The 26371-nt window shown below is 46.5% G+C and carries 19 protein-coding genes and 1 tRNA gene; 5 read left to right on the top strand and 15 right to left on the bottom strand.

What is annotated here, in order from left to right; translation table 11 throughout:
• Window positions 1–79 precede the first annotated feature (79 nt).
• The 5 genes from QUA07_RS12100 to QUA07_RS12080 all read left to right on the top strand — a co-directional run bounded on the left by QUA07_RS12100 (window position 80) and on the right by QUA07_RS12080 (window position 10717).
• On the top strand, window positions 80–5872 hold the full coding sequence (locus QUA07_RS12100; RefSeq protein ID WP_333325326.1) for a PAS domain S-box protein: 5793 nt from the start codon (window positions 80–82) through the stop codon (window positions 5870–5872).
• 325 nt (window positions 5873–6197) lie between these two features.
• The gene (locus tag QUA07_RS12095) at window positions 6198–9053 is read left to right on the top strand and encodes a hybrid sensor histidine kinase/response regulator (protein WP_333325324.1); all 2856 of its coding nucleotides are present in this window, start codon (window positions 6198–6200) and stop codon (window positions 9051–9053) included.
• 199 nt (window positions 9054–9252) lie between these two features.
• Window positions 9253–9729 carry a chemotaxis protein CheW gene (locus QUA07_RS12090; RefSeq protein ID WP_333161208.1) on the top strand — a complete coding sequence of 159 codons (477 nt, stop codon included), beginning with the start codon at window positions 9253–9255 and terminating at the stop codon, window positions 9727–9729.
• Window positions 9730–9795: 66 nt separating this feature from the next.
• Window positions 9796–10536 (top strand): pentapeptide repeat-containing protein, encoded by a 741-nt coding sequence (locus tag QUA07_RS12085; RefSeq protein ID WP_333325322.1) that lies wholly within the window; start codon window positions 9796–9798, stop codon window positions 10534–10536.
• Window positions 10469–10717: a hypothetical protein gene (locus QUA07_RS12080; protein ID WP_333325319.1), complete on the top strand. Its 249-nt coding sequence runs from the start codon at window positions 10469–10471 to the stop codon at window positions 10715–10717. Before QUA07_RS12085 ends, QUA07_RS12080 begins: the two co-directional genes overlap by 68 nt.
• Before the next feature lie 191 nt (window positions 10718–10908).
• Here the strand turns inward: QUA07_RS12080 and urtE are convergent, their stop codons facing one another.
• The 15 genes from urtE to arsH all read right to left on the bottom strand — a co-directional run bounded on the left by urtE (window position 10909) and on the right by arsH (window position 26368).
• Window positions 10909–11607 (bottom strand): urea ABC transporter ATP-binding subunit UrtE, encoded by a 699-nt coding sequence (urtE, locus tag QUA07_RS12075; protein ID WP_333211303.1) that lies wholly within the window; start codon window positions 11605–11607, stop codon window positions 10909–10911.
• A gap of 126 nt (window positions 11608–11733) precedes the next feature.
• A complete protein-coding gene (gene urtD, locus QUA07_RS12070) occupies window positions 11734–12480 on the bottom strand; it encodes an urea ABC transporter ATP-binding protein UrtD (RefSeq protein WP_333140587.1) in 747 nt (248 codons plus the stop codon).
• A gap of 128 nt (window positions 12481–12608) precedes the next feature.
• Window positions 12609–13337, bottom strand: coding sequence for a TIGR00266 family protein (locus QUA07_RS12065; protein WP_333080163.1), 729 nt, complete (start codon window positions 13335–13337; stop codon window positions 12609–12611).
• Window positions 13338–13525: 188 nt separating this feature from the next.
• Complete coding sequence (urtC, locus tag QUA07_RS12060) at window positions 13526–14668, bottom strand: urea ABC transporter permease subunit UrtC (protein WP_333325316.1); 1143 nt, start codon at window positions 14666–14668, stop codon at window positions 13526–13528.
• 27 nt (window positions 14669–14695) lie between these two features.
• Window positions 14696–15850: an urea ABC transporter permease subunit UrtB gene (gene urtB, locus QUA07_RS12055; protein WP_333325312.1), complete on the bottom strand. Its 1155-nt coding sequence runs from the start codon at window positions 15848–15850 to the stop codon at window positions 14696–14698.
• Between the two features lie 319 nt (window positions 15851–16169).
• Window positions 16170–17489, bottom strand: coding sequence for an urea ABC transporter substrate-binding protein (gene urtA, locus QUA07_RS12050; RefSeq protein ID WP_333080168.1), 1320 nt, complete (start codon window positions 17487–17489; stop codon window positions 16170–16172).
• Between the two features lie 524 nt (window positions 17490–18013).
• Window positions 18014–18086, bottom strand: a tRNA-Ala gene (locus tag QUA07_RS12045).
• Window positions 18087–18242: 156 nt separating this feature from the next.
• On the bottom strand, window positions 18243–18935 hold the full coding sequence (locus tag QUA07_RS12040; RefSeq protein ID WP_333325308.1) for an HAD family phosphatase: 693 nt from the start codon (window positions 18933–18935) through the stop codon (window positions 18243–18245).
• Window positions 18936–19023: 88 nt separating this feature from the next.
• The gene (locus tag QUA07_RS12035) at window positions 19024–19923 is read right to left on the bottom strand and encodes a methyltransferase domain-containing protein (RefSeq protein ID WP_333325306.1); all 900 of its coding nucleotides are present in this window, start codon (window positions 19921–19923) and stop codon (window positions 19024–19026) included.
• Between the two features lie 234 nt (window positions 19924–20157).
• Complete coding sequence (locus tag QUA07_RS12030; RefSeq protein ID WP_333325303.1) at window positions 20158–22716, bottom strand: ATP-binding protein; 2559 nt, start codon at window positions 22714–22716, stop codon at window positions 20158–20160.
• A 295-nt stretch (window positions 22717–23011) separates the two neighbouring features.
• The gene (locus tag QUA07_RS12025) at window positions 23012–23737 is read right to left on the bottom strand and encodes a TVP38/TMEM64 family protein (protein WP_333310074.1); all 726 of its coding nucleotides are present in this window, start codon (window positions 23735–23737) and stop codon (window positions 23012–23014) included.
• Window positions 23737–23964 carry a hypothetical protein gene (locus QUA07_RS12020; RefSeq protein WP_333325301.1) on the bottom strand — a complete coding sequence of 76 codons (228 nt, stop codon included), beginning with the start codon at window positions 23962–23964 and terminating at the stop codon, window positions 23737–23739. Before QUA07_RS12020 ends, QUA07_RS12025 begins: the two co-directional genes overlap by 1 nt.
• On the bottom strand, window positions 23961–24947 hold the full coding sequence (arsS, locus tag QUA07_RS12015; RefSeq protein ID WP_333325298.1) for an arsenosugar biosynthesis radical SAM (seleno)protein ArsS: 987 nt from the start codon (window positions 24945–24947) through the stop codon (window positions 23961–23963). The genes QUA07_RS12020 and arsS overlap by 4 nt, the downstream gene beginning before the upstream one ends.
• Before the next feature lie 301 nt (window positions 24948–25248).
• Window positions 25249–25644, bottom strand: a complete 396-nt coding sequence (gene arsC, locus QUA07_RS12010; protein WP_190732266.1) for an arsenate reductase, glutathione/glutaredoxin type — start codon at window positions 25642–25644, stop codon at window positions 25249–25251.
• Between the two features lie 64 nt (window positions 25645–25708).
• The gene (gene arsH / locus QUA07_RS12005) at window positions 25709–26368 is read right to left on the bottom strand and encodes an arsenical resistance protein ArsH (RefSeq protein WP_333325296.1); all 660 of its coding nucleotides are present in this window, start codon (window positions 26366–26368) and stop codon (window positions 25709–25711) included.
• Between the last annotated feature and the right edge of the window lie 3 nt (window positions 26369–26371).

Genomic DNA, 26371 nt, shown 5'->3' with positions numbered 1-26371 from the left:
ACAGATAAGTCTGCAACGGCTGTGCATCAATAATATTAACTAACGATCGCCCGCATCCGATTTGCCAATCCTTAATCTTATGATCAAACTTCTCTATACTTGGCTCGCAACAACTTTCACCCTGACATTGCCTGACTTGTCCCCATCGCTGGTAGCTGGGGCGGCTAATGTCATCATTTCTGGATGTTACTTTGCCATCGCTTGGCTAATCAGCTTAGGTTTGTGGCGAAACCGTCAATTCGGGTTCGACATCTTCGCCACAGTCACAGCAGGCATATTTTGGACTTGCGCTTTCGGCCACAGCGGCCACGCCGCCGAATACCTAGGACTGCCGCACTCTCCGGTGGTGCAAACTGTGTTCGATTGGATCACTGTCATTGCGGCGATCGCTTTTTTGAGTTTGTCCAACCGCTACGGCTTCTTAGTAGGTTCCACCCGTATCCTTAACGCTAAAAAAGAAACAGAACAAGCGCTGAGCGAAACTACCCAGCGATTTCACGCAATCTTCGACCAAGCTTTTCAAGCGATCGCATTATTGGATGCAGACGGTACTCTGATCGAAGCCAATCAGACAGCGCTAAAATTGGGCGATTTCCCAGCATCAGAAGTGCTGGGAATGAAATTTTGGCTGACACCAGGCTGGGCATCATCCCCAACAAACCAGCAGCGCCTAAAAACGAACATTCAACAAGTTTCGGTCGGGAATTTTGTCCGGGAAGAATACGAAATCACCGGAGCTAACAACCAGGTAACAGTAATTGACTTGTCGTTTAAGCCGCTGTTAAATGCAACAGGAGAAGTATTTCAAATACTCGCAGAAGGCCGGGAGATTACCAAGCGCAAACAGGCCGAAGCCGCCTTGCAGCAGCTAAGCGCAGAACTAGAGCAGCGAGTGAATGAAAGAACCGAGCAGATACTGCAAACTAACGCACAATTGGAACAGGAAATTCTCGATCGCACCGCAGCCCAAGAGCAATTAAAAGCCTCAGAACAATTCTTAAACAACATCCTCAACAGCATCCCCGACCCGCTTTACGTCAAAGACCAACAGCACCGCTGGATAACATTAAATGATGCCTTTTGTCAATACATAGGTCACAGCAGAGAAGAACTAATTGGCAAATGCTACGACCAGTTTTTGCCCAAAGAGGAAGCAGAGAAATATCGAGAAAAAGACGAATTAGTTTTCTTGACAAATACCAGCAGCGAAGTCCAAAAAACCATCCAAGATCCAGCAGGAAACACCCGCTTTCTCTCCGCCAAAAAATCTATTTTTGTAGATACCGACGGCAGGAAATTTCTCGTTTCCGCGATGAGAGATATCACCAAGCGCGTGCAAATGGAAGAACAACTGCGGCACACACTCGCAGAAGTACAAAGCTCCCAAAGCTTGCTGCGGACAGTCATTGACGCTACGCCAGACTGCATCTTTGTCAAAGATCGAAACTCGCGCTATACCCTAGTCAATGCAGGTTTCGCCACCGCCTTCGGCAAAACTCAAGCAGAAATTCTCGGCAAAGACGACGCAGAAATAGGCATATCGGTCGATCAAATCTTCCCCAACTTCCACGCCGAAACCGATTCCCAAAACCAAATCCAAAACTTCCGGGCAGACAAGCACCTCGCGCCCGGTTCCAACGACTTAGGCACCTTAGCCGACGGCAAAGTACACACCTTCGACACCCAGAAATTGCCCCTCAAAGATGCAGAAGGCAACATTTTAGGAATGCTCGGCTTCGCGCGCGACATCACACAGCGCCGCAAATCTGAACAAGAACTATTGCGGTTCAAAGCAATTTTAGAAACCACAACAGACTGGGTAGGCATGGCAGACACCCAACAGCGCACCATTTATATCAACCGCGCAGCCAGAGAAATGTTGAAAGTTGGCGAGGACTCAGATTTAGCCGGAGTCAGCATTTCCGACCTGACATCCCCCAAAAGTATCGACACTATTATCAACGTCGGCATCCCCGCAGCTTGCCGGGAGGGGGCGTGGAGCGGTGAGACCATTTGGCAAACTTTAGACGGCAAAGAAATACCTGTTTCTCAAGTAATTATTGCTCACAAATCCGAGAAGGGAGAAATTGAATTTATCTCAACAATCGCCCGCAACATTACAGAACGCAAGCGCGTAGAACAAGCCTTGCAGCAGAACTTGCAAATGCTGGATCTGGCAAGCGACGCCTTGATCGTTCGGGATATGGACGGCACGATTAATTATTGGAACCAGGGAGCCGAACGGATGTACGGCTGGACAAAAAAAGAAGCCTTGGGGAAACTCACCCATAGTCTATTGCACAGCATTTCCCCTCAGCCTTTAGCAGCTATCTCGGCACAGTTAGAAGAGCAAAATTATTGGGAAGGAGAAGTAATTCACACCACCAATTATGATACCAATATCACCGTGTTTAGTCGCTGGAATTTGCAGCGAGACGAACATGGAAAACCCAAAGCTATTTTAGAAACTAACAACGATATCACGGAGCGCAAGCAAGCCGAAATCGAAAAACAAAGATTGATTGCGATCGTAGAAAGCAGCTCAGATTTTATCGGCACGGCAACCCTGGAGGGAGAGGCAACATACCTGAACCCCGCTGGAATGAAATTAGTAGGATTGCCAAATATTGAAGAAGTCAAAAATAAAAGTGTTTATGAGTTCTTCTGTGCAGAAGATGTTAAGTTTTTCCAAGAAGAAATCCTGCCGCCTACTGTGCGAGACGGTTTTTGGCAGGGTGAATTCCGCTTGAGGAACTTTCAAACCGGCGAAAACATTCCGGTTGACTTCACCATATTTACCGTCAAAAACCCAGAAACCGGCGAGCCTATCGGGTTGGCAACAGTTACTCGCGACATCAGCGATCGCAAACGTGCAGAAGAGATGCTGCGCGATCGCGAAAGACTGTTCCGAGCCATTTTCGACCAATCGTTCCAATTCATAGGTCTGCTCAAACCGGACGGCACCGTTTTGGAGGCTAACCAAACAGCACTCGCCGCCGCAGGCCTGCGGAGCGAAGAAATAATAGGTACTCCGTTTTCCGAGACCCTGTGGTGGCAGATTTCCCCAGAAACCAAGCAACAGATACGAGAAGCGATCGCCGCAGCCGCAGCCGGCGAGGTAGTCCGTTACGAAGTGGATGTGCTAGTTGCCAACGGTGCAGTGGCGACCGTTGACTTCTCGATCAAACCCATCACAGACGACAGTGGTAAAGTCTTGATGCTAATTCCAGAAGGCCGCGACATCAGCGATCGCAAAGCCCTAGAACGAGAATTAGTTTTGCGTCAAACCCGCTTTGACGCCTTTTTCAAAGCAGCCCCGGCCTCAATGTTTATTTTTGATGAGCAGTTGCGCTTCGTGCAAGTTAACGAGAAATTAGCGGAAACCACCGGCCCCTCAATTGCCGAACACCTCGGCAAGACGGTGAGGGAAGTGGTACCCGAAATGCTCGAAACCCTAGAGCCGATGTTGCAGCAAGTTCTTGTCACCAACCAACCGTTTTTAAACATTGAGGTTTCGGGTACAACTCTCAACCAACCGGGCGTTATCCGAGATTGGCTAGCCTCATACTTTCCTTTGCCCGGATCTGACGGCAAACCCATCGGTGTCGGAGGTGTGGTATTCGAAATTACCGATCGCAAAAAAGCAGAAGAAGAGCGCGATCGATTTTTTACCCTTTCCCTAGACTTGATTTGTATTATAGATTTTGAAGGCAAATTCAAGCGCGTCAATCCCTCTTGGGAAAAAACTCTCGGCTACGCGGCGCTTGAACTCCAAGACAACTATTATATCGATTTAGTCCATCCAGACGATCGCGAATCTACCCTAGAACAAGCGGAAAAAGTAGCCAGTGGCTCCGAATTAAAGTCTTATGAAAATCGCTACCGTTGCAAAGACGGTTCCTACAAGTGGCTGTCGTGGAAAGTGCGACCGGAAACCGAACAAAAGCTCATGTATGCAGTCGCTCGCGACGTTACCGAAAACAAACAGGCCCTTAATCAATTACAAGAAACAACAGCCCAATTAGCCCGTTCCGAAGACCAATTTCGGCAGCAAAGCAATCTCTTGCAACTGCTAATAAACAGCATTGGCGACGGCATAATTGCTGCCGACGAAACAGGCAATTTTATTTTGTTCAACCCCGCCGCCGAAGATATCTTTGGCATGGGTGCGACAGATGCTCTTCTCAATGAATGGTCAGCAAGATACGGTTTATTCTTGCCCGATACCGTAACTCCCTATCCCCCAGCCGACATACCTTTAGCGCGCACGGTTCGAGGAGAAGTAGTTGACGACGTAGACCTTTTCACCCGCCACGCAGGCAAGCCAGAGGGTGTGTGGGTGAAAGTTAACGGCCGCCCACTCAAAGACGAAACGGGGGCGCTTAAAGGCGGCGTAGTCGTTTGTCGCAACGTCACCGAACAAAGAGCATCCCAGCAGCAAATGCAGCAGTTGGCCGAGACACAGGAACGCTTGCTGCAAGAACTCAAAACGCGGCAAAATGCCCTAGACGAATCGGCGATCGTCAGCGAAACCGATCTCCAAGGCATGATTACCTACGTCAACGACAGATTCATTGAAATCTCCGGTTACAGCATGGGAGAACTCCTGCACCGCAACCACCGCCTCGTCAATTCCGGCTACCATCCCCAATCATTTTTTGAAGAAATGTGGGTGACACTTTCTCGTGGTTTGGTGTGGAAAGGGGAAATCAAAAACCGACGCAAAGATGGCTCGTTTTACTGGGTAGATTCGACGATCTCCCCCATTTTTGATACCAGTGGCAAAATAGTCAAATATATCGCCATTCGCTTTGACATCACCGAGCGCAAAGAAGCAGAAGAACGACTAGGAAAATTGGCAGCAGAACGTAAAGCAGAAGCTGATTCTCTGACTCAGCAAGTCCTTAAATTGTTGGGAGAAATTAAAGGCGCGGCTCAAGGCGACTTGACAGTCAGGGCGGAAGTGACTAACGACGTTTTAGGTGCTGTCGCCGACTCTTTCAACTTCTTAATCGGTTCTCTGCGGAAAGTGGTAACGGGAATTCAAACTTTAGCCGAACAGGTAACATCTGCCACCGACGAGTCAATTAACAATACCAGTCAACTCACCCAACAGGCGGAAATTCAAGCAGCAAAAATATCTGCTATCATGCGCGAAATCGAGCGGATTGTGAATTCGATCCGCGACGTGCGAGATGTTTCGGTGCGGGCGGAAACAGTGGCTCAGCAGTCTTCTCAAACGGCTGAAGTCGGCGGTATGGCGGTCGATCGCGCTGTCGAAGGCATTAACGGGCTCCGGTTGACGATCGCCTCTACCTCGAAAATGATGAAGCGTTTGGGCGAATCTTCGCAGCAAATTGGCAAAATTGTGACTTCGATTTCTCAACTTGCTTCGCAAACTAATTTATTAGCTCTGAATGCTACTATTGAGGCGGCGCGAGCCGGCGAACAAGGTTTAGGCTTTGCAGTTGTTGCCGAAGAAGTGCGGAAATTAGCAGAAAGATCCGCCGGCGCTACGGAGGAAATCTCCGAAATTGTCGGTACAATTCAAGAAGAAATCAGTCGCGTGATGAAGGCAATGGAATCCGGGACGCTGGAGGTAGTGGAAGGCACTAAGCTGGCAAGCGAAGCTAAAACTCACCTCAATGCCATCATCGAAGTTAGTCGAGAAATGAATGCTTTGGTGCAGAATATTACTATCGCATCTGCCAAGCAAACTGTTTCGGCTGAGGGAATTGCTAACAGTATGCAGCAAGTCAACGAGATTGCTAATACGACTGCACAAAAAGGTGCGGATGTCAAAGCATCTTTGGACGAGTTGTCAGGTTCTCTGGGCCAATTGCAAAAGTCGGTGGCGAATTTCCGTAGTTAGTTCAGTTGTCAGTTGTCAGTTGACAGTTGACAGTTGACAGTTGTCAGATTAGATAATTGGGCGATTGAAATCGCTACTAAACAAACGAAGTCCACTGCTAGCGGACTAAGAATGCCGGATTTATTTGATAATCGTAAACCCGCACCTTGTATCTTGAAAGAAGTAGATTGCAATTTGCTTCCTGTAGGGGCGGGTTTACGAGATTGTGGGTTTTAGGCAATTATTGTCGGTGAAACCCGCCCCTACAATAACTACAGTCAATTAACCGGACATCATATATAAAAAAAACTGCCAACAGACAACAGACAACAGACAACAAACTAATATGAATGATGACGATTTAAACGAATTAATAGATGCTTTTACCGCAGAATGCGAAGAGTTTCTCCAGTCAATGGAGACGAATCTGCTGGCGATGGAATCGGCGGGTTTGAAAGAGCGACAAGCGGCAGTTAAAGAAATGTTTCGGGCGGCTCACTCGATTAAAGGTGCGGGTTCGATGTTGGGCTTTCAAAACGTGTCGGCGGCGGCTCACACGCTGGAGGACTGTTTTGTCATTTTGCGCGATCGCACAGACTTGGCTGCCCTGGAACCGACTACTGTGAGTGTTTTGCTGCAGGGGGTGGATGCTCTCAAAAAGATTACGATCGAATCAGTTCAACACTCGGATGTCACAACTCCGGATCAAACGGAAAACTTGGAGGCGATCGCCCAAATTTTCGATCAGTTCCAGGCCAAGTACGGCAACTCAGAACCGTCGCCAGTTCCCACAGTCAGCCAATCGACCGCCCCGGAAACCCTGAAACAGATTTTTGAACACCAAGTGCCGGCACTCTTCAATCGCCTAGAAACCGAGCTTTCCCAAGCTCCCGAGGCAGATTTGGCAACAACCGTCACCGCCCTCAAGCAGGTTTACTACCAACTCTCCGGTTTGGCTGGAATGCTGCAATTGCCGGATTTTGGGAAAGTCGCCGCAGCCCTCAGAGATTTGATCGACTCTCCAAACTTGACTCTACAACGGTTGCAATCCGAGGGTTGGGCGATCGCCCAAAACTTGCAAACCGCACGCCAACAAATATTGGAAGGAAGGGCGATCGACATCCCCGAAATCTCCCCCTCCCCGACTCCCCCGGAAATCTCCCCCTCCCCGACTCCCCCCGACTCCCCCCGACTCTCCGACTCCCCGACTCCCCCGGAAATCTCCCCCTCCCCCTCCCCAACTGTCCCCCCCTCCCCGACTCTCCCAGTCGCCAACCCGCAAAGGCCGACAATCCGGGTAGACTTAGAACGTTTAACTGAATTGGTGAATCTAGTCGGGGAATTAGTCATCAACCGTACAAATTTAGAACTTCAAGAATCCGAACTGCGCGGCGAAGTCAAGCGCATCCGCCGCAATATCGTAGATTTGAACCAATTCGGCGGTCAGTTGCGAGAAGAATACGACAGACTGAGCTTTGCAGAGTGGAGAGGGGGAAACGGGAACTCTGGATTGGTAAAACTTGCAGCAGCAGAAACAGAATTGCCCATGATTGCTAACGGCAAATCCTCTCCGCTTCATGCTCACTTCGATATCTTAGAGATGGATCGTTATACAGAGTTCCACTCGACAGCCGCCGAAGTCATCGAAACTGCCCAAGCAATTTCTCACTCCGCCACCAAATTAGACACCTTAGCCATGAAATTCGAGCGCAGTACCGACCAACTGCGCCGCATTACCGAACAACTACGCAGCCGCGTCATGCAGTTGCGAGTCGTGAGTTTCAGTCGCGCCGTCGATCACTTGCCCAGAGCTCTGCGGGAGATGTGCCTCACATACGATAAAGATGTCAACCTGCTGCTAGTGGGAAGAGATACCAAAATTGACGAAAGTTTGCTCGACGCTTTGCGCGACCCCTTAATACACTTAGTGAGAAACGCTTTCGACCACGGCATCGAAATGCCCGAAGTTCGGAAAGCAAGCGGCAAGCCGGCCAGCGGTCAAATTGAAATAGAAGCCCGCCACCAAGGTGGCCAAACTATTATTACTGTCGCCGATGACGGCAAAGGCATTGACCCGGAAATGATTCGCCGTAAAGTTGTCACAAAGGGTTTGGCTACGGAGGAACAAGCTCAAGAATTTTCCATTGCCGAACTCTACGATTTTCTCTTTTGGCCGGGTTTCAGCACTACAGAAGGGGTCAGCGACCTTTCGGGGCGGGGAGTAGGACTCGACGTGGTGCGAACAAATTTGCGGACTGTGCGGGGGACTGTGAAGGTAGACTCTCGCCTGGGAAAAGGTACGAGTTTTATCATTAAACTGCCGCTGCTGCTGTCGATTACTGATGCTTTGATGGTGAAGACCGATCACAATAAAATAGCAGTGCCGCTGGATGCAGTCGAGGAAATTCTGCACATTAAAGCCTCGGAAGTTCACATTGCCGGCAATCAGCCGATGCTGTGGTGGCGGGAGGAATTTATTCGTTTGGTGAGAATGCAAGATTTGCTCGAATACAGCGTCGTCGGGCCGGATGCCCCCTCTCCTGACCCTTTGACCCAAGAGGAAATTCCGGTTCTGGTTTTGGCTTCTACCGAAGGAATGCTGGCGGTGGCCGTGGAACGGCTGATCGGTCAGCAGGAAATTGTGGTTAAACCTTTGCCGCCGCCTCTATCCAAGCCTCGCGGCGTTTTGGGGACTACGATTTTGGGGGACGGGCGCGTGGTGAATATTCTGGATGTGGATGATTTGGTGGGCCAACCTGGGGTAAATAGTTCGATCGCCGCTGTCTCCGGTAAAGTCCAGGAGATACCGCCGAGTGCGAGTCCGTCACCACAGATTTTGGTAGTGGATGATTCCTATACAATTCGCCAGTTGCTGTCTCTGACGCTGACTCGTGCTCGCTACCGGGTGGTACAGGCTAAAGACGGTGTGGATGCCCTGGAAAAGTTGCAAAATGGTCTTGATTGCAGTTTGGCGATCGTCGATATTGAAATGCCTCGGATGGATGGATTTGAATTGTTGCGATCGATCAGATCGACAGAGCGGTTTGCTAAGATTCCTGTAGCCATGCTGACATCCCGTAGCGGGGCAAAACATCGGCAAATGGCAATGGAATTAGGCGCAAATCAATATTTCACGAAACCTTACAGCGAAGCCCAACTTTTACAAGCCATCCCCAAATTAATCCACCACTCAATAATTTAATCCACAATTTCAAATTTGCTATCAAATAATCTATAATCTCAAACAAAACTTAGGCAAAAAGTAATTGAATACGCGAATAATAGTGGGAACTACGCACCCGACTCACCTACTAAAATCGAATAATCTAAAATCTAAAATCCAATAATCTTCAATCTAAAATATAAAATCCAATAATCCTCAATCTAAAATATAAAATCGAATGACTCACGCCAATTACAATCGCCGCTTTCGGAGCAAGAAACAAGCCACTGTTAGAATTGCCCCTAAAAAATTTGTTTCCTTTGAACTTGGAAATATTTACTATGCTGTTCCTATTGAACGAGTGGAGCGCATTGTTAAAAACTTTAATGCCTACGGCACTTTACCTAACGGTAATAGTTTACTGCGGCATCAAGAAGAACTGATTACCATAATTAATTTATCCAAAATATTTCCCAGCAGTCCGAGCATGGCTGACTGCAAATACCTGATTATTTGTACCTTAAATAAAAGCGATCGGTTAGGGATTCCCCTTCCTGATATGCCAAAAATTTTGGAAATTACCGAAGAAAGCTTTTGCGAGATTCCCGAATTGTACCGTCAACAGCAACTGCCTCCGGTAATAGAAAAGTTAATTCGCGCACCTGATGGTTCCGAAGTTTTTTATCTGAATTTTGATTTATTTAGCGAAATGTAGAGAGTTCACTTTTCGAGCTATTATACCATATAAATGGTATTTTGGCAAACAAAAAGTTATAGATTTATGAAAAAACTCACAATAATGTCGATCACCCTACTAATTTTTGCAGCAACTCTCGAATTGCCGAAGGTGGGGCTGCAACTAAGTGCGATCGGGCAAATAGAAACACCCCAACCCATCCAAACACCCCAACCCATCCCAACACCCCAAACAATCCCAACACCCCAACCCATCCCAACACCCCAACCACAAACACCCCAACCCATCCAAACACCCCAACAAATCCAAACACCCCCAATCCAAACACCCCAACCAAAAGCAAACGACCCCAAAAAGCTCGGCTACGTCTCCCCAGAATTTGCCGGAAATTTCTCCCAGCAACAAATCGACCAAATCAACGCCAACGTCGAAACGCTGCTGCTAACTCAAAGCTGCTCCCGCTGCGACCTCCGAGCCGTAAAATTAGTTAACCTTAACTTAAAAAATCCCATCCTGACAGGATCAGATTTATCAGATGCCAACCTCAGCGGTAGTCGCTTCGAGATCTCAGATTTTGTCAACACCAATCTAGCTCGCACAAACTTAAGCCGAGCCGAATTAGTAGGAGCAAGAATCAGCAACGCTAACCTCAGAAAAGCTAACTTGACAAAGACAAATCTAGACGGTGCAGACCTGCGATTTTCCGACTTGAGGGATGCCAATCTTTCCGATGCCAACCTCCGCAATGCTAATATAGATGGCGCTAGTATCGATCGAGCAAGTATGGCCGGCACCACAATGCCCGACGGCCGAAAAAATCAATAATATAGAAGAAGGAAGTTCGGCAACGGATTCGCTCTACGGATGTAACGGATGGAAGGAAGAGGGAAGAAGGAAGAAGGAAGAAGGAAGAAGGAAGAAGGAAGAAGGAAGAAGGAAGAAGGAAAAAGGAAGAAGGAAGAAGGAAGAAGGAAGAAGAAAAATGCTTCGTTTCTTGGGCGATTGAAATCGCTTATTGTCAAACTTTTTTCCGCCTACGGGGACTGAATACAAGTTTTTTGATTCCTTGTTCCCAGCCACGGCCTGGGAATAAATATCTAGAGACTCTGCCTCGTTTCCTCGTTTCCTCGTTTCCCTGTTCCCTGTTCCTTCTTCCTTCCATCCGTTACAGAATCCGTTGCCGAACTTCCTTCTGACTCAAACAGCCAAAAACCTCTGAATCACCTCATCACTTAACTCGCTAGTGCTTCCCGAAGCCACAATCCCGCCTTTTTGCATAGCATAATACCAGTCAGCTTGTCGCACAAAATGCAAATGTTGCTCCACCAACAAAACAGAAATTCCCCTAGTCGCAACCACACGGCGCACCGCAGCTTCAATATCTAAAATAATGGATGGTTGAATCCCTTCCGTAGGTTCATCCAAAACCAGCAACTGCGGCTCACCCATCAAAGCCCTAGCAATAGCTAACTGCTGCTGCTGTCCCCCGCTCAAATCACCTCCCAGGCGATCGAGCATAGTTTTCAAAACCGGAAATAAATCAAAAATTTCATCAGGAACTTCAGGATTCTTGATTTTGGTTGGTTTCGCTTCCAAACCTAACAATAAATTTTCTTTAACCGTCAAACGTGGAATAATTTCACGCCCTTGAGGCACATAACCAATTCCTAATCTAGCCCGCTGGTAAGTCAACTTAGAAGCAATCGATTCTCCGCCAAAAGCAATAGTGCCACTGCGCGGTTGCAGCAACCCCATAATCGTTTTTAGCATAGTAGTTTTGCCCACACCATTGCGGCCAATTAAGCAAACCATTTGCCCCGCCATGACGCTTAAATCGACATCGCGCAAAATGTGACTTTCGCCGTAGTAAACATTCAAATTAGAAACTTGCAGCATATTCTTTAGATTGGTAATAGGGCATTGGACATCGGGCATTGGGCATTGAGCAATTTTAGATTTTAGATTTTAGATTTTAGACTTCTAATGACAACTGCCAACTGTCAACTGCCAACTGACAACTGACTATTCTTCCGGTTTGCCCAAATATACCTCAATTACCCGATCGTCATTTTGCACCTCATCCATAGTCCCCTCACACAAAACCGCACCCTGATGCAACACCGTCACCTGCCGCGCAATTTGCCGCACAAACTCCATATCGTGTTCAATTACCAACACCGAATGACTTTGGGCCAACGAAATCAGCAACTCTCCAGTTAACATCGTTTCCTCATCCGTCAAACCAGCCACAGGTTCATCTACCAACAACAAATCAGGAGATTGAGCCACCAACATTCCAATTTCCAACCATTGCTTTTCCCCGTGAGAAAGCAAACCCGCCGAAATATCAGCTTTAGCAACTAAACCAATTGTTTCTAACAAACCCGCAACCGTGCGTTTTTCAGCAGCAGAAGCAGGCTTGAACAAAGTCGAAAAAACATTTTTATGGCGGCTGCAAGACAATTCCAAATTTTCGCGTGGCGTTAAATTCAAGTAAACTCGCGGCGTCTGAAACTTGCGACCAATTCCCAAGCGCGAAATCCTATCTTCCGACAACTTCCGTAAATTTTGTCCCTTAAATAACACCCTGCCCTCTGTCGGCTGGACCTTTCCGGTAATGGAATCGAGAAAAGTTGTTTTACCCGCACCATTGGGGCCAATAATAACTCGCAGTTCGCCCGCATCCATGCTGAAATTTAAACCGTTGATAGCTTTAAAACCATCAAAACTCACAGTCAAGTTTTCTATTTCTAATACTTTTCCATTCATCATTAACAATTCACTCACTAATAAACAACAACCCATACCTCTTGTAGGTTACGCAGGCAAATATCCTCCCTTATTAAGGAGATTTTTTCCCTTGGCTGACACCATACTTACTACTTTTTGCTGGCAGTTTACTCTAAACTAAAACTGCTAGAACTGCTCGACATTGGAGGTGGAGCGGCTGCTAAAATGCGTTCAGCTAACTTCGAGAGTGGCAAACTTTGCACATATACTTTACCAGGCCCAGTCATCTTTGCCAAAAACAAGCCTTCACCTCCAAATAAAGCATTTTTAAACCCGCCAACAAACTGAATATCGTAATCTACACTCGCTGCAAAAGCTACTAAACACCCGGTGTCTACTCGCAACACTTCGCCAACTCCCAAATTTTTCTCAACTATTGTTCCTCCCGCATGAACAAAAGCTAGCCCGTCACCCTGCAATTTTTGCAGAATAAAACCTTCTCCGCCAAAGAAACCGGCACCCAGCCGCTTGGTGAATGCTACCTCAATTTCAATGCCGTTGGCCGCACAGAGGAATGAGTCTTTTTGACACAAAAATTTACCGCCAAGTTGGCCTAAATCTAGGGGAATTACTTTACCCGGATAGGGGGCGGCAAAAGCGACGCGGGCCTTGCGATTTCCGGCGTTGACAAAGGTGGTAATGAAAAAACCCGCTCCTGTCAGCATTCGTTTGAAACCTTGAAATAAGCCGCCGCCTGTGGATGTTTGCATTTGGATGTCGCCTTCCATGTATGTCATGGTTCCAGCTTCAGCCCTGACGCCTTCTTTGGGGTCGAGTTCAATCTCGATGAGTTGCAAATCGTCGCCGTAGATTTTGTAGTCAATAATATCTGCCATATGTTGCCCCTCAAGTTAAAGAACGAAGCTACTTGCTACGAATATCTAAGTAGGTACATATATATTACGTTTCCTCAGACAGAGATAAACGCAGCGTTTGTCAAGTCTATTGCGATTGCTTTGTTTGTCTGTTGTAGGTGAAATTGATTTATTTCCCCCTACTTATAAATTACACGATATTTTGGCACTCAATGTTCAAGTTCTTCTTTTTCGAGCTGCACTTGGGGGTCTTGTTCCAGGCTGGGGTAAGTAGATACGTACTTCGGTTTTCTGAACAAGCTGCGGATTTGGTCGAAACTTTGATCTTGCAGCCATCCGACTATGCCGTCGGGCAGGACTGTTACTACTATTAAAAATAGCGCGCCTTGGAAAAATAGCCACACTTCGGGAAATTGTTCGCTCAAAAAACTTTTGCCAAAGTTGACTAGCAGCGCTCCGAGTATTGCTCCAGATAATGTGGCGCGACCTCCCACTGCAACCCAGATTACCATTTCAATGGAAAAGGCAATATCCATTGCTTTTGGCGAAATGATTCCGGTTTGTACCGTAAATAATGCGCCTGCAATCCCGGCTAAACCGGCGGAAATTGCAAAGACTAAAACTTTGTAGCCTGTGGGATTGTAACCGGAGAAACGCAGCCGCACTTCGTCGTCGCGAATTGCTACTAGCAGGCGACCGAAACGCCCGCTGGTCAGCCATCGGCAGAGGGCGTAAGTTGCTGCTAAAAATAGTATGGTGAGAATGTAGAAAATATATTGAGTATCTCGGTCATTTACTGTGGCCCCGAACAAGGTTTTAAAGTCTGTGAGTCCGTTGGTTCCGTTAATCAGTTTTTGCTGACCGTTAAAGAAGTTGAAAAATACAATGGTTGCTGCTTGGGTAAGAATTGAAAAGTAAACGCCTCGAATCCGATTGCGGAATACTAAATAACCTAAAAGTGCGCCCAAGATAGCGGGGATGAGAACTACTGCTAATGCTGAAAAAGGAAATGAATAAAATGGTTGCCAAAACCAGGGGAGTTCGGTAACGCCGTAGAGGTTCATAAATTCTGGCAATTGACTGCTGGCGGTTGGGGGAATTTGCAGTTTTAGGTGCATGGCGAAAGCGTAACCGCCGATCGCAAAAAACACCCCATGCCCCAAACTAAGCAAACCGGTGTATCCCCAAATCAAGTCTATGCCGAGGGCTGCAATTGCTAGTGCTAAAAATCTCCCTAATTGATTGAGCCGAACATCGGGGAGTATTCCTGGGATGAGTAAGATGAACGTGAGGGCGATCGCGCTGACAATTGCCGCTTCTTTTAGCCAGGCTTTTTGATGTTTTTTTTGCATTTTTCGCTACACTCGCAGTTGTAATTTTTAATTTTCTACCGTCCGCCCTTTTTGCGGGAAAATCCCTCCCGGCTTCACTTGCAGAAAAGCCATAATTAAGGCGAATACCATTACTTTTGCCATGCTGGTTGTAGCGAAAAATGTGAAGAAGTCTGCTAAAGGCTTGATAGGAGCGAACATTAATGCTAAGGTTCCCGAACCGATCAGGTAATTGGCAGTGCCGATCGCCATCGCAGCAACGACACTCCCCACAATCTTGCCTACACCGCCCACAACCACCACCATAAAGGTATCGACTATATAATTTTGTCCGGTATTTGACCCTACCGAACCGATCAAACTAATCGCGCACCCAGCGACACCTGCCAGCCCCGAACCCAAAGCAAAAGTCAGCGCGTCTACTTGTTCGGTAGGAATTCCCAAACACGCACTCATGCTGCGATTTTGTGTCACGGATCTAATCCGCAATCCCCACACAGACTTTTGCAAAAATAGGTAAATTCCCGCCAAACAAATTCCGGTCAGCACAATAATAAAAATTCTGGCGTAGGGCAACTGAAAATTGCCCAGCGGTATGCCACCCCGCAACCATTGCGGTGCAGTTACGTCCACATTTTGAGCGCCAAACCAAGGTTGAGTTACTGCCAGTTTGTAAGTTTGCCCTACAAAAGCGCTCACCGCCCAGGAAATACCCAAAGATAAAGGCAAAATTAGGGCAATAATTTGGCTGCGAATGCGATCGAAATCCGGGCGAGATTTCAGCACCCGCAAACCGCCAAAAAACAGCAAACAAAACACCGCAATGCCAATTACCATCACCCAACTAACGCTGCGGACAAACTGCTGCAAAATTAAACTTACGCCCCAAGTTGCCAGCAGAGTTTCTAGCGGTCGCCCGTAAAGATAGCGAATCACTCCGCGTTCGAGAATTAATCCTACCAATGCAGCTACTAAAAAAGCTAGGGGAATTGCAAATAAAATATAGGTTTCAAAAGCAAATCCTCCGATACCTTTGAAGACATTTTGCACTACGAAAGTTGTATAAGCCCCCAGCATCATCAACTCGCCATGAGCCATATTAATCACGCCCATCAGCCCGAAAATAATCGCTAATCCCAAGGCTGCAATTAGTAAAACTGCGCCGATGCTAATGCCGTTAAATAAACCATCTAATATCGCCACTTTTGTTACTCCTGCATCAAGTCAGTCAACTTTGTTCGCGGATAATTAGGGGCGGATTTTATCCAATTGGTGTCAACTTAGAACTAAAACCCTCTGTATATTTCGCTTGTAGCCAAGTCTCGCTCCCCCTAAATCCCCCTTAATAAGGGGGACTTTGAAGAGTCCAGTTCCCCCTTATTAAGGGAGTAGGGATTGACGAAAGAATGCTCTTACTCCCCCCTTATTAAGGGGGGCCGGGGGGATCTCCGGGTTTAAAGACATACCCTAGGGGAATCGAGGATAGGTTGCCAACGTTAACAAAATTAGTATTACCTACTTATCAAGCTTTGAATTTTCCACCTTTTGCGGGGTCTGACCAATCGCAAGCAAAGCCTTTTGTTTCAGCGACAAATTGATTCCAAGGCACCGGCTTCACTGCTTCTGGTGTAGCAAAAGCGATGTTAAACAAACCGTCTTCTCTCACTTCGCCCAAGCGCACAAATTTAGAAAGGTGATGATTAACTTCCATCGTTACTGTGCCCCCTGGCGCGTCAAAGGTTTGACCCAAAGCTGCTGCCCGCACTTTTTCCAAATCGTCGGCTGTCCCTGCTTTCTCGACAGCTTGCTTCCACAGGTAAACCATGATGTAAGCTGCTTCCATCGGGTCATTTGTCACTCTATCTTTGCCGTATTTGGCCTTGAAAGCTTCCACAAATTTTGTATTGGCCGGAGATTCCACAGTCATGAAGTAATTCCAGGCGGCGTAATGGCCTTTAAGATATTCTACGCCGATCGCCTTTACTTCTTCTTCTGCAATACTGACAGACATTGACGGATATTTGTCCGGGCCCAAACCGGCACCCTGCAACTGTTTGAAAAATGCTACGTTACTGTCGCCGTTGAGGGAATTGAAAATGACGCCGCCGTCTGGCAAAGCTGCCTTAATTTTAGTAATAATTGGCGTGACTTCTGTCCCGCCCAAAGGAATGTAATCTTCCCCAACTAATTCGCCGCCTTTGGCTGCTAGCTGTGCCTTGATAATGGTATTTGCCGTGCGGGGAAAAACGTAGTCAGACCCGACCAAGAAGAATTTTTTACCTTTATTTTCTAGCAGCCAGTCTACTGCTGGTTCGATTTGCTGGTTCGGCGCCGCCCCGGTATAAAAGATATTTTTGGAACACTCTTGACCCTCGTATTGTACGGGGTACCAGAGCATATGATTTTTTTCTTCAAATACTGGCAATACTGCTTTGCGGCTAGCGGAAGTCCAGCATCCGAAGACGGTGACAACTTTATCTTGGTCGATCAATTTTTTGGCTTTTTCGGCAAAAGTTGGCCAGTCTGAGTTGCCATCTTCTATTACTGCTTCGATTTGTTTTCCGAGGACGCCCCCAGCTTTATTAATTTCTTCGATCGCTAATTGTTCGGCATCGACAACGCTTTTTTCGCTGATTGACATCGTGCCGCTCAAGGAATGCAAAATTCCTACTTTGATCGTGTTTCCGCCCCCGGCTGCTGCTGGTGTAGTTCCTGTTGATGTGGGAGAAGCTGCGGGAGTTGCTGTTGGAGTGGGAGTTCTACAAGCTTTTAGAAATAAACTTGATGTTAGGGTAGCAGAACCGTATAAAAGAAATTTCCGCCGATCGAATCGCTTTGTCATTTTTTCTTGTTACTCTTGAATAGATGAGTCAGATGATTGAGAATAATAACACATAGCGACTTGATATTAAGACTAGCTTCAGCAGACTGTTGTATTTTTAGCTACAAAACTTATTGTTTTTGACAAAGTGAATGTTTTATGGGGATTGAGGGCAACTGCGGCAGAAACCGGGCTGATACCTTGTTAGATTTTAGATTGACTGATGACATCAGGGTTGGGATCACGGGCTTACCGGATTTTTTTGGGAAACCAGGTTTAGACACCAAAATACGTCTTTTCAGCAATTAGTGTGTAATTAGAAACCAGGTTTCTTTACATAAATTATCTTCTTGATGCTACCACTTAGGCAGCAAACGGGTCGATCGCACAAAATAGAAAGCGGGTTTCTCGCTCTCGACCAGTTATTGATGCTAAAACTTAGGCAGCAAACGGGTCGAGAGCACAAAATAAGCGAGTATCAAAGCAGGTGACGATCGCACTTCGCTTTGAGTACGATCGTCACCTGTAGTAATGCCCCTGATTTATGGAGAATAGCGGACTCGAACCGCTGGCCTCTGCGGTGCGATCGCAGCGCTCTACCAACTGAGCTAATTCCCCTGATTGAGTTTTAATTTAGCATTTTAGATGCCGGATTGCCGAATCTAAAAGGCTTACAGGTCTTGCTGGCTCTCACGTTCGCAGACCGTCACTTACACTAGCACGTAACTGCTAAAAAGGTCAAGTGTTTTCCGCAGCCTGCTCCGTGGGGGCGATCTAGCAAAGTGCCGCCACTCTGTCCAACTCTAAATCAGCAAAATAGTCCACCGTCCAATTAGCTTGGCGCTGGATCATGTGAAACGGGTAAGTGTGAGTCACACCCGCAACCTGAATCCCCGCTTTTTTCGCCGCTTCAATCCCCGCAAAAGTATCTTCTATCGCCAAACACTCGATCGGTTGCAGGTTAAAGTCGGGATATTTCTGGTTGAGAAGTTCCACAGCCAATAAATAGCAATCCGGTGCTGGTTTGCTCGCCGTCAAGTCATCCCCTGCGACAATTAACTCAAAGTTTGCCGCCAAACCGGCCCGATCTAACACCAATTCTATATCCGATCGCATTGCCCCGCTAACAACGGCCATTTTCAGTCCGGCAACCCGAATTTTATCAATAAATTCTGCCAAACCGGGATAAATCGGCAGTTTCTCCAAAGTATCTATTTGAGATTTGTAAGCTTCTGCCTTGCGCTGCAGCAGTCGATCGAGATATGTTTCTGTTAGATATCGTCCTCGGCGCTTGAGCAGTTCGGTAATGCAAGCGCGATCGCTCCTTCCCAAACAAACTTCTCGAAACTCCCCACGTTTGAGCTGGAGATTTTCATCGAGCATCAATTGATCGATTATTTTCTCGTGAATTGGCTCATCATTAACAATCACGCCATTAAAATCAAATAAAACTGCTTTTAGAGTCATTAGTCAGTAGTCAGTAGTCAGTAGTCATTAGTTAGTAGTCAACAGTCAACAGTCAACAGTCAACAGTCAACAGTCAACAGTTAATACATCAAGCGGGAGCTGGAATGCCCGGTAAATCGCCATCAAAATCAGGAGTTCGATCGCCCCAATTCCACCCCCTCGCCACCTTTGCCTCTTCCAAATCTTCCCCAGGCAAAGGTTTCACGCCCTGCGTCACCTGATTCGTCCACCAGTGTTCGTGAGTTTGCACCGCCGCGAATCCAGCCGCCCCCGCCCAAGCATCGAGGCTGCCAGCAGCGTAAGACTTAATATAAGGCTCTTCAAACATATCAGTCAGCCACTCTGTCTGCCGCAAAGTTTTTTGATTTCCGTCCAAAATTGCCACTTGTCCCCCAACCTTCAGCAGTCGGAAGCTTTCTCGCAAAATTGCCCGCGATACAGCAGGTGGCGTCTCGTGAAACAGCAAGGAAGCTGCCACTAAATCGAAGCTGGCATCGGGAAAAGCAACGCTTTCGGCATTTCCGTGCAACCACTGGATATTTAAGCCGGCTTTTTGCGCTTTCATGTCGGCAACTACCAGCATATAAGGCGACAAGTCCAAGCCGACAACTTCCGCTTCGGGAAAGGCTTGCTTGAGCATGAGCGTTGTCGAACCGGTGCCGCATCCCAAATCGATAATTCGGCGCGGTTTCACCCGCACAGCGTCAATTAAGCCTTGTCTGACGACTGTTTCGTGGGGAGGCAAAACATATTGCGTGATTGGATCGTAGGAAACGGCGGCACTGGGGTTGAGGTAGCCGCGTTTAATGCCGTGAAAGTTTTGGCTGCTGTAATATTCGGGATAAACTAGGTTTGGTTGTCGGTAGCGATCGCCCGCTGTTTCCCAGTCAATACCTTCGTAGAGTCGTTTCAGTGCTTCTTCGTCGATCGCCAGTCGAATCAGGGGCGACAAAAAGCGCTCGAAAATTGTATCCTTGCCAACAGCCATAAAACACCTTTAACAAAAACTCTTCTAATTTTAGCCAAAGGCCGTTAATTTAGCATTAATTAAAATTGTTGAGCCTCTCTTCTCTTTTCCCTGTATCCGTTACCTCCGTTACAAAATCCCTGGGCTTCCTTTCCCACTTCCTTCTTAGAGAAGTTTCCCAAATCAATGCAACTATAGACAAGCTCTAAACTCTTATTTCATCAGTCCTTCCCCAATCTCAAATCTCAAATCGTCTTACTTCCCGTTACTAATAGGAATTTTGACCAAAAATTCCGTGCCACCGCCCGGAGGTTGAGAAATTGTGATGCTGCCGCCGTGTCCATCCACTACAATTTTGTAGCTAATTGCTAATCCCAAACCAGTGCCTTTGCCCACCTCTTTAGTCGTAAAAAATGGGTTAAAAATTTGATCTTTAACGCTGTCGGGAATGCCGGGGCCGTTGTCGGCGATCGCCACTTTCAGAAATTTACCCCCATGTTCGCGAACTACCCCCGTGGAAATAGTAATAATTTTATCCAGGCGCTCGATCTCGTTCAAAGCATCGATCGCATTGCTCAGCAAGTTCATAAACACCTGATTGAGCTGAGACGGATAGCATTCGACTGAAGGTACTTTTCCGTATTTCTTAACTATATAAATTCTATTTTTTATGCGGTTGGAGAGCAGCAGCAAGGTATTTTCTATACCTTCGTGAATGTCCGCCTGCTTTTTGTCAGATTCATCAAGGCGAGAAAAATTTCGCAAAGAAAGAACTATGCTGCGAATGCGTTCGGTTCCTATTTTCATAGAATCCAATATATGCGGCAAATCCTCCTCGATAAATTCTAACTCGATTTCTTCGGTAAAATCTGCGATTTCCTGGGGAACCTCTGGGAAGGCTTCTTTGTATAAACTCACCAACTCTAATAAATCTTTAGTATATTTGCTGGTGTGAGGCAAATTAGCCGAAATGAAGTTAACGGGGTTGTTGATTTCGTGTGCTATTCCAGCCACCATTTGACCTAGGGATGACATTTTTTCGCTCTGCACTAAATGAGTTTGAGTTTTTTTCAGTTCATTTAAGGCACTATTAAGCAGTTTTACTTGGTCTTGGGTTTGACTGTAAAGGTGAGCTTGAGTAATTGCGATCGCCAATTGGTCTGCTACAGCTTTTAACAGTTGGATTTCCTCCCGGCTCCAAAGCCAATGAGTAACATGGCTACAAATTAAATAACCCTGCGGCTGGTTCTGAGTCTGAACAGGTACGGCTAAATAGCTATTAGCTTTAAGTTCCGGCGGTTGAGTTACACCCTTCGCCCAAGTGTCGCTCGAAAGAATAATTGGTTCGCCTTGACCACTCCGTACTAACACATTTTCGAGAAAGTAAGACTCAAACTTTATGGCTTGTGTCGGAGAATCAGATGGACAACATTCCCACAGAATTTGTAAAGTTTTTTCTTGGGGTTTGTACCATCCAAAAGCCGCCCGTTCTAGGTGCAGCAAACTTACTATTTCTTCGACTGTACTTTGCACAATTTTGTCTAATTCCAGGGAAGCGCGAATGCGTCCGGCAATCCGGTTGAGCATGGCTTCTCGCTCCGCTTGAGCGCGATTATTTTCGGAGGAGTAAATTAGCCAAATTGCTGCTAGCATTGCCGGGATGAGCAGTCCGGCGACTACGGATGTCAGCAAATTTAATGCTTGCAGTTTGGATTCAATATTTTCGCGGGGAATTACTAAAGCCATAGACCAGTTAACTTCCTTGAGGGGAGCATAGGCCACATACACCCATTTGTTATCTATTTTTACCAGTTCGATGTTCGTCTGGCGGTCGATCATCTGCCGCGCAATTGTGGAGAGTGCGGGGTCTTTTGACTGTAAAAAGCTTGGGGCCTCCCGGTCGATATTTCCGATTAAGTTATTGTTGGGATGAACAATTGGCACTCCTTGTGAATTGAGCGCAAAAGCATAACTATCGGAACCGTACAGCAAGCTGTTAGCGACAGATGTTACTCGGTCTAATTTAATGCTGCCCGAAAGGACTCCCATTACTTGATTTGGAGCGGGGGGCAATGCCCAAATAGGAGCTGAAATAATAATCGTAGAAACTTTTGTACTGCGGCCTATCAGCGGGTCGGAAACGTTGAGCTGTCCGGCCATTGCTTTTTGAAAGTGTTGGCGGTCTTTACTGTTCGCGCGGTTGCCTAAAGTGTTGATAAATGAGCCGTCCGATTGAGTTAATGACAGGATGAAATACTCTTTTAATCTGTATATTTCTCCTTGCAACCGGGGTTCGACTAATTGCCAATTGAGAGTGCTAACCGTAGGATCGTAAGCAATGGTTTCTATTTCTGCTTTGCGGCTGCTTAGCCAACGGTCGATTTCATCGGTGCCTTTTTCTAGTTTTAATAGTGCTATTTGCTTTAAATTGTCAAGGATTAGTCCGCGTACAAAAAAATAGCTGATGCAAGCAGTTGTGCTAATGGTTAAAGCGGTGGTGGCCAGAATTAGCAGGGTCAGCAAATGGCGGCGCTGCCGTCTGTGTTGCCAAAGACTGTGCGTTTGCTGCCACCGCGATTGAGTCGAATTGTTGATGTTTTGCCAAAAGCGGCGCAGCTTTTTTGTTTGTGGCGGCGGCGCAGACACAGATCCGGCTTGATTTGCTGGGTTTTGCATCATCAAATGTTCCCTCAGAGTCAACTTCATCAAACGGTCTTCGTCATTCGGCAGACTTAATATCAGGCAAGTAGTGAGACAGTTTAAGAAAAGAATGCAACTGTAGCCAAGATTCAAACCCTCGTAGTCATCAGTCATTCGCAATCTAAAATCTAAAATCTAAAATTTAAAATAATATGACTTACATTCCGGATTGCAAACAATTTTTCTTATGGTTGGGCACTCGCCTTCTATTTTGGCATCAATTTTATATTTCGACCTTCGATTTACCTATTTGAGGTTTGTGCTTTACGATATCTTTAATATCTATCTCGTTTGTATAACAAAATAATTGTAAATAACACAGAGAAAATACGGAGTTTTTTAGATTACCAATGTATTATAATGTATGAGCAAAACTCTCTTGACAATTTTACTAATTTGTGCTGGGGTTTCAAGGGGAAATTTTTTCGTCTAAAGCTTTTTTGGCCAAGCGGGTTGCATAAACGGTGAGGGCGATCGTTGCTAGCAAACCAATGCCGTAAAGAGTCCACTCAGCAGCAGTGCGCGATCGCCCGCTAGATCCGAGTGCAGCCAAACTCCCGGCCAGGGAACCGATATAAACATACATGACAGTTCCCGGAATCATGCCGATCCAAGATGCCAAAAAATAGTCTTTTAAAGATACCTGCGTGACTCCAAAAGCATAGTTAAGTAAATTAAACGGAAAAATGGGAGAAAGTCGCGTCAGCAGCACAATTTTCCATCCTTCAGAAGCAACTGCGGAGTCGATGGCCTTAAATTTTTGATTGCCCTCTATCTGTTTGGAAACCCAGTCGCGAGTTAAATATCGCCCTACCAAAAAAGCGCAAGTTGCACCTAAAACCGAGCCGATGGAAACGCAAACCGAACCGCCAACGACTCCGAACAAAACCCCAGAACCGAGAGTCAGCAAAGAACCGGGGATAAATAGAACCGTTGCGACAATGTAAATTAGAATAAAAGCTGCCGGGCCCCAAGGGCCGAGACTCGCGATCGACTCCAGCGCATTTTTCAGAATTCCTTGAAAGTTGAAAAACTGGGTCGCTGCAATCAAAGCCACAGCTAAACCAATCCCTAAAATCAGCTTCCACCTATTTGATGGCGGCGGATTTTCATCTGGCGATCGCGAATCATTCATTACCTAAACTCTCCACTCTCAATAATATGGGCATGGGGCATTGGGCCCAAAAGCATGGGGAATCGGGAATCGGGAATCGGGCCCAAGAATATAGTTTCTTCCTTCTTCCTTCTTCCTTCTTCCTTCTTCCTTCTTCCGACTTGCATCGGACTGACATCCGTTACATCCGTTACATCCGTTACATCCGTCGAGCGAATCCGTTGCCGAACTTCCTTCTTCCTTCTCAAATCAAAGTACCGCCGCAGCTAGAACCGCAACCGGCCGTACAGCCGTAACAATAAGCAGCAGTTTGCACCTCTTGAATCACATCTAAACTGCCAGATTCGAGCAATTTAGCAACAGTTATCTTTTCCCCGCTGCCAGTTTTCGCCGGCAGATTTTCCATTTGGTTAAAATCGCAGTCGTAGACATTGCCCAAATAGTCGATCGACAATTCGTTGCGGCACATTAAATGTTCCAGAGTACCGGGATTAAAATTATCCTCCAAAAACCCCAGATAAGGCTTGTGAAGTTTCTTATGTTCCAAATGAAACTTAGTCCGTCCCACCGGCAAATTAGTAATCGCGAACAATTGATTAAAACAAATCCCAAAATGTTCGGCTAAATAAACCTTGTAATCTTGCTCTAACTTGCCTTGTTCCGGTGTTAGCGAAAACTTGTCTGTTGCCGGCACTTGTGGATTGTACACCAAATCCAGAATTAAATTTGGGTTTTTCCCGTATCCCAACTCATTTAGCTTTTGCAGCGCCCGAATCGAACTGTCAAAAACACCGTTACCGCGCATTTTGTCCACATTGTCAGCTTGATAGCAGGGAAGCGACGCCACAATTCTGAGTTGATGCTGCGCGCAATATTCGGGAATATCTTCAAAACCTTTTTCAAAGTAAATCGTCAAATTAGAACGAACAATTACCTCTTTACCTGCCGCCCTGGCAGCTTCCGCTAGCGGTTTAAAACCGTAAAGCATTTCGGGAGCACCGCCGGTGAGGTCAATAGTTTGAATTTGAGGAAAGCGGCGAATGATTTCAATTAATTGGTCGCCAATTTCCGGGGAAAGTTCTTCGGTTCGTTTCGGGCTAGCTTCAACGTGGCAGTGAGTGCAAGCGAGGTTGCAGCGTTTGCCGAGATTAATTTGTAAAACTGTAATCTGCTTTTTAGTTAAAGCTGAGTGAATTTTGTTTTTGAAAGGCGTGACTGCTGTCTGAATCATGTGCTAACCTTTTGGTCTATGCTCGCAACGAATGTAGAGGCGTTCTGACGGAACGCCTCTGATAATTTAGCACTAATTCTAATAGTTCTGGACGCATCAAAACCAAATAAACCGGGTTTTTTGCTTTTTTTGCGGGTTGCATGGCGTCTTCTGGGCAAAAAACCCGGTTTCTGGGCACCCGTGCCTGTAGGACTATAGCAATTTTAAATGAGTCGTAAATTTTTTACCCCACCCCAACCCTTCCCTTACCAAGGGGAGGGAGTAAGAAATTCACAAATGATTTAGGATTGCTATATTAATCTTACTTTAGAGAGTCCACTAATGTTTCAACTCGTGCTTTAATTTCATCTCGAACGCGGTGAAAAGTTTCGATGGGTTGTCCGTCGGGATCGTCGAGTTGCCAATCTTCAAACACTTCTCGCAATACCCACGCTTCGGGTAAATTCACGCCGCAGCCACAGAGAGAAATTACTGCATCGTAGTCTTCTGCATTGAATTCGTTTAATGGGTTGGATGTTTGATCTGTGATGTCAATGCCGATTTCTGACATGACTTGAATTGCTGTCGGATGAACTCTGCTTGATTCTAACCCGGAACTGGTGACTCCAATCTTGCCGGCTCCGATGGTTTTAGCGAATCCTTCTGCCATTTGCGATCTGCAGGAGTTTCTTTTGCAAACAAACATTACTTTTTTCATGGTTTTTATTGGTTGTTGGTTGTTAGTTGTTGGTTATGGCTTGTTGTCGGGGTTCCGGTGGTTTCTAAGCGCCCGGTAGTTCAAGGGCGCGATTTGCTAGGGCGATCGCCTCTTTAGCTGCTTGTTCCTTGCGTTCGCTGTAGCGATCGGTCAAATAGTCGGCTTGCTCCCGCAACAGCAAGGTAAACTTGTACAGTTCCTCCATTACGTCGATCGCGCGATCGCGATAAGGCGAATCCTTCATCGTCCCATCATCATGAAACTCCTGATAAGCCTTAGCAACCGAAGACTGATTCGGAATCGTAAACATCCGCATCCAGCGGCCTAAAATCCTCAAAGTATTCACAGCATTAAAAGATTGCGAACCGCCGCTAACCTGCATCACCGCCAAAGTTCGACCTTGAGTCGGTCTCACGGCCCCAATACTTAAAGGAATCCAGTCAATTTGGTTTTTCATAATGCCGGTAATATTGCCGTGCATTTCAGGACTCGACCACACTTGACCCTCCGACCACAGGCTCAATTCCCGCAATTCCTGAACCTTCAGATGCGTATCGGGAACGCTACCATAAATCGGCAATTCTAGAGGATTAAAAAACCTAACTTCGGCACCGAAATCCTCGATCACTCTAGCAGATTCTTCCGCCAACAAGCGGCTGTAAGAACGCTCTCTTAAAGAGCCGTATAAAAAGAGAATTCGGGGTTTATGAGTAAATTTGTTCATGAG

Source organism: Microcoleus sp. T3_A4 (assembly GCF_036700465.1).
Lineage (GTDB): Bacteria > Cyanobacteriota > Cyanobacteriia > Cyanobacteriales > Microcoleaceae > Microcoleus.
The sequence above is the reverse complement of the archived record's forward strand: the minus strand, read 5'-3'. Positions and strand labels throughout refer to the sequence as shown.

Bases quoted from the DNA above. Each gene is read 5' to 3' on its own strand.
- QUA07_RS12100 (WP_333325326.1), top strand. From the start codon at position 80: ATGATCAAACTTCTCTATACTTGGCTCGCAACAACTTTCACCCTGACA.
- QUA07_RS12095 (WP_333325324.1), top strand. From the start codon at position 6,198: ATGAATGATGACGATTTAAACGAATTAATAGATGCTTTTACCGCAGAA.
- QUA07_RS12090 (WP_333161208.1), top strand. From the start codon at position 9,253: ATGACTCACGCCAATTACAATCGCCGCTTTCGGAGCAAGAAACAAGCC.
- QUA07_RS12085 (WP_333325322.1), top strand. From the start codon at position 9,796: ATGAAAAAACTCACAATAATGTCGATCACCCTACTAATTTTTGCAGCA.
- QUA07_RS12080 (WP_333325319.1), top strand. From the start codon at position 10,469: ATGGCGCTAGTATCGATCGAGCAAGTATGGCCGGCACCACAATGCCCG.
- urtE (WP_333211303.1), bottom strand. From the start codon at position 11,607: ATGCTGCAAGTTTCTAATTTGAATGTTTACTACGGCGAAAGTCACATT.
- urtD (WP_333140587.1), bottom strand. From the start codon at position 12,480: ATGAATGGAAAAGTATTAGAAATAGAAAACTTGACTGTGAGTTTTGAT.
- QUA07_RS12065 (WP_333080163.1), bottom strand. From the start codon at position 13,337: ATGGCAGATATTATTGACTACAAAATCTACGGCGACGATTTGCAACTC.
- urtC (WP_333325316.1), bottom strand. From the start codon at position 14,668: ATGCAAAAAAAACATCAAAAAGCCTGGCTAAAAGAAGCGGCAATTGTC.
- urtA (WP_333080168.1), bottom strand. From the start codon at position 17,489: ATGACAAAGCGATTCGATCGGCGGAAATTTCTTTTATACGGTTCTGCT.
- QUA07_RS12040 (WP_333325308.1), bottom strand. From the start codon at position 18,935: ATGACTCTAAAAGCAGTTTTATTTGATTTTAATGGCGTGATTGTTAAT.
- QUA07_RS12035 (WP_333325306.1), bottom strand. From the start codon at position 19,923: ATGGCTGTTGGCAAGGATACAATTTTCGAGCGCTTTTTGTCGCCCCTG.
- QUA07_RS12030 (WP_333325303.1), bottom strand. From the start codon at position 22,716: ATGACTGATGACTACGAGGGTTTGAATCTTGGCTACAGTTGCATTCTT.
- QUA07_RS12025 (WP_333310074.1), bottom strand. From the start codon at position 23,737: ATGAATGATTCGCGATCGCCAGATGAAAATCCGCCGCCATCAAATAGG.
- arsS (WP_333325298.1), bottom strand. From the start codon at position 24,947: ATGATTCAGACAGCAGTCACGCCTTTCAAAAACAAAATTCACTCAGCT.
- arsC (WP_190732266.1), bottom strand. From the start codon at position 25,644: ATGAAAAAAGTAATGTTTGTTTGCAAAAGAAACTCCTGCAGATCGCAA.
- arsH (WP_333325296.1), bottom strand. From the start codon at position 26,368: ATGAACAAATTTACTCATAAACCCCGAATTCTCTTTTTATACGGCTCT.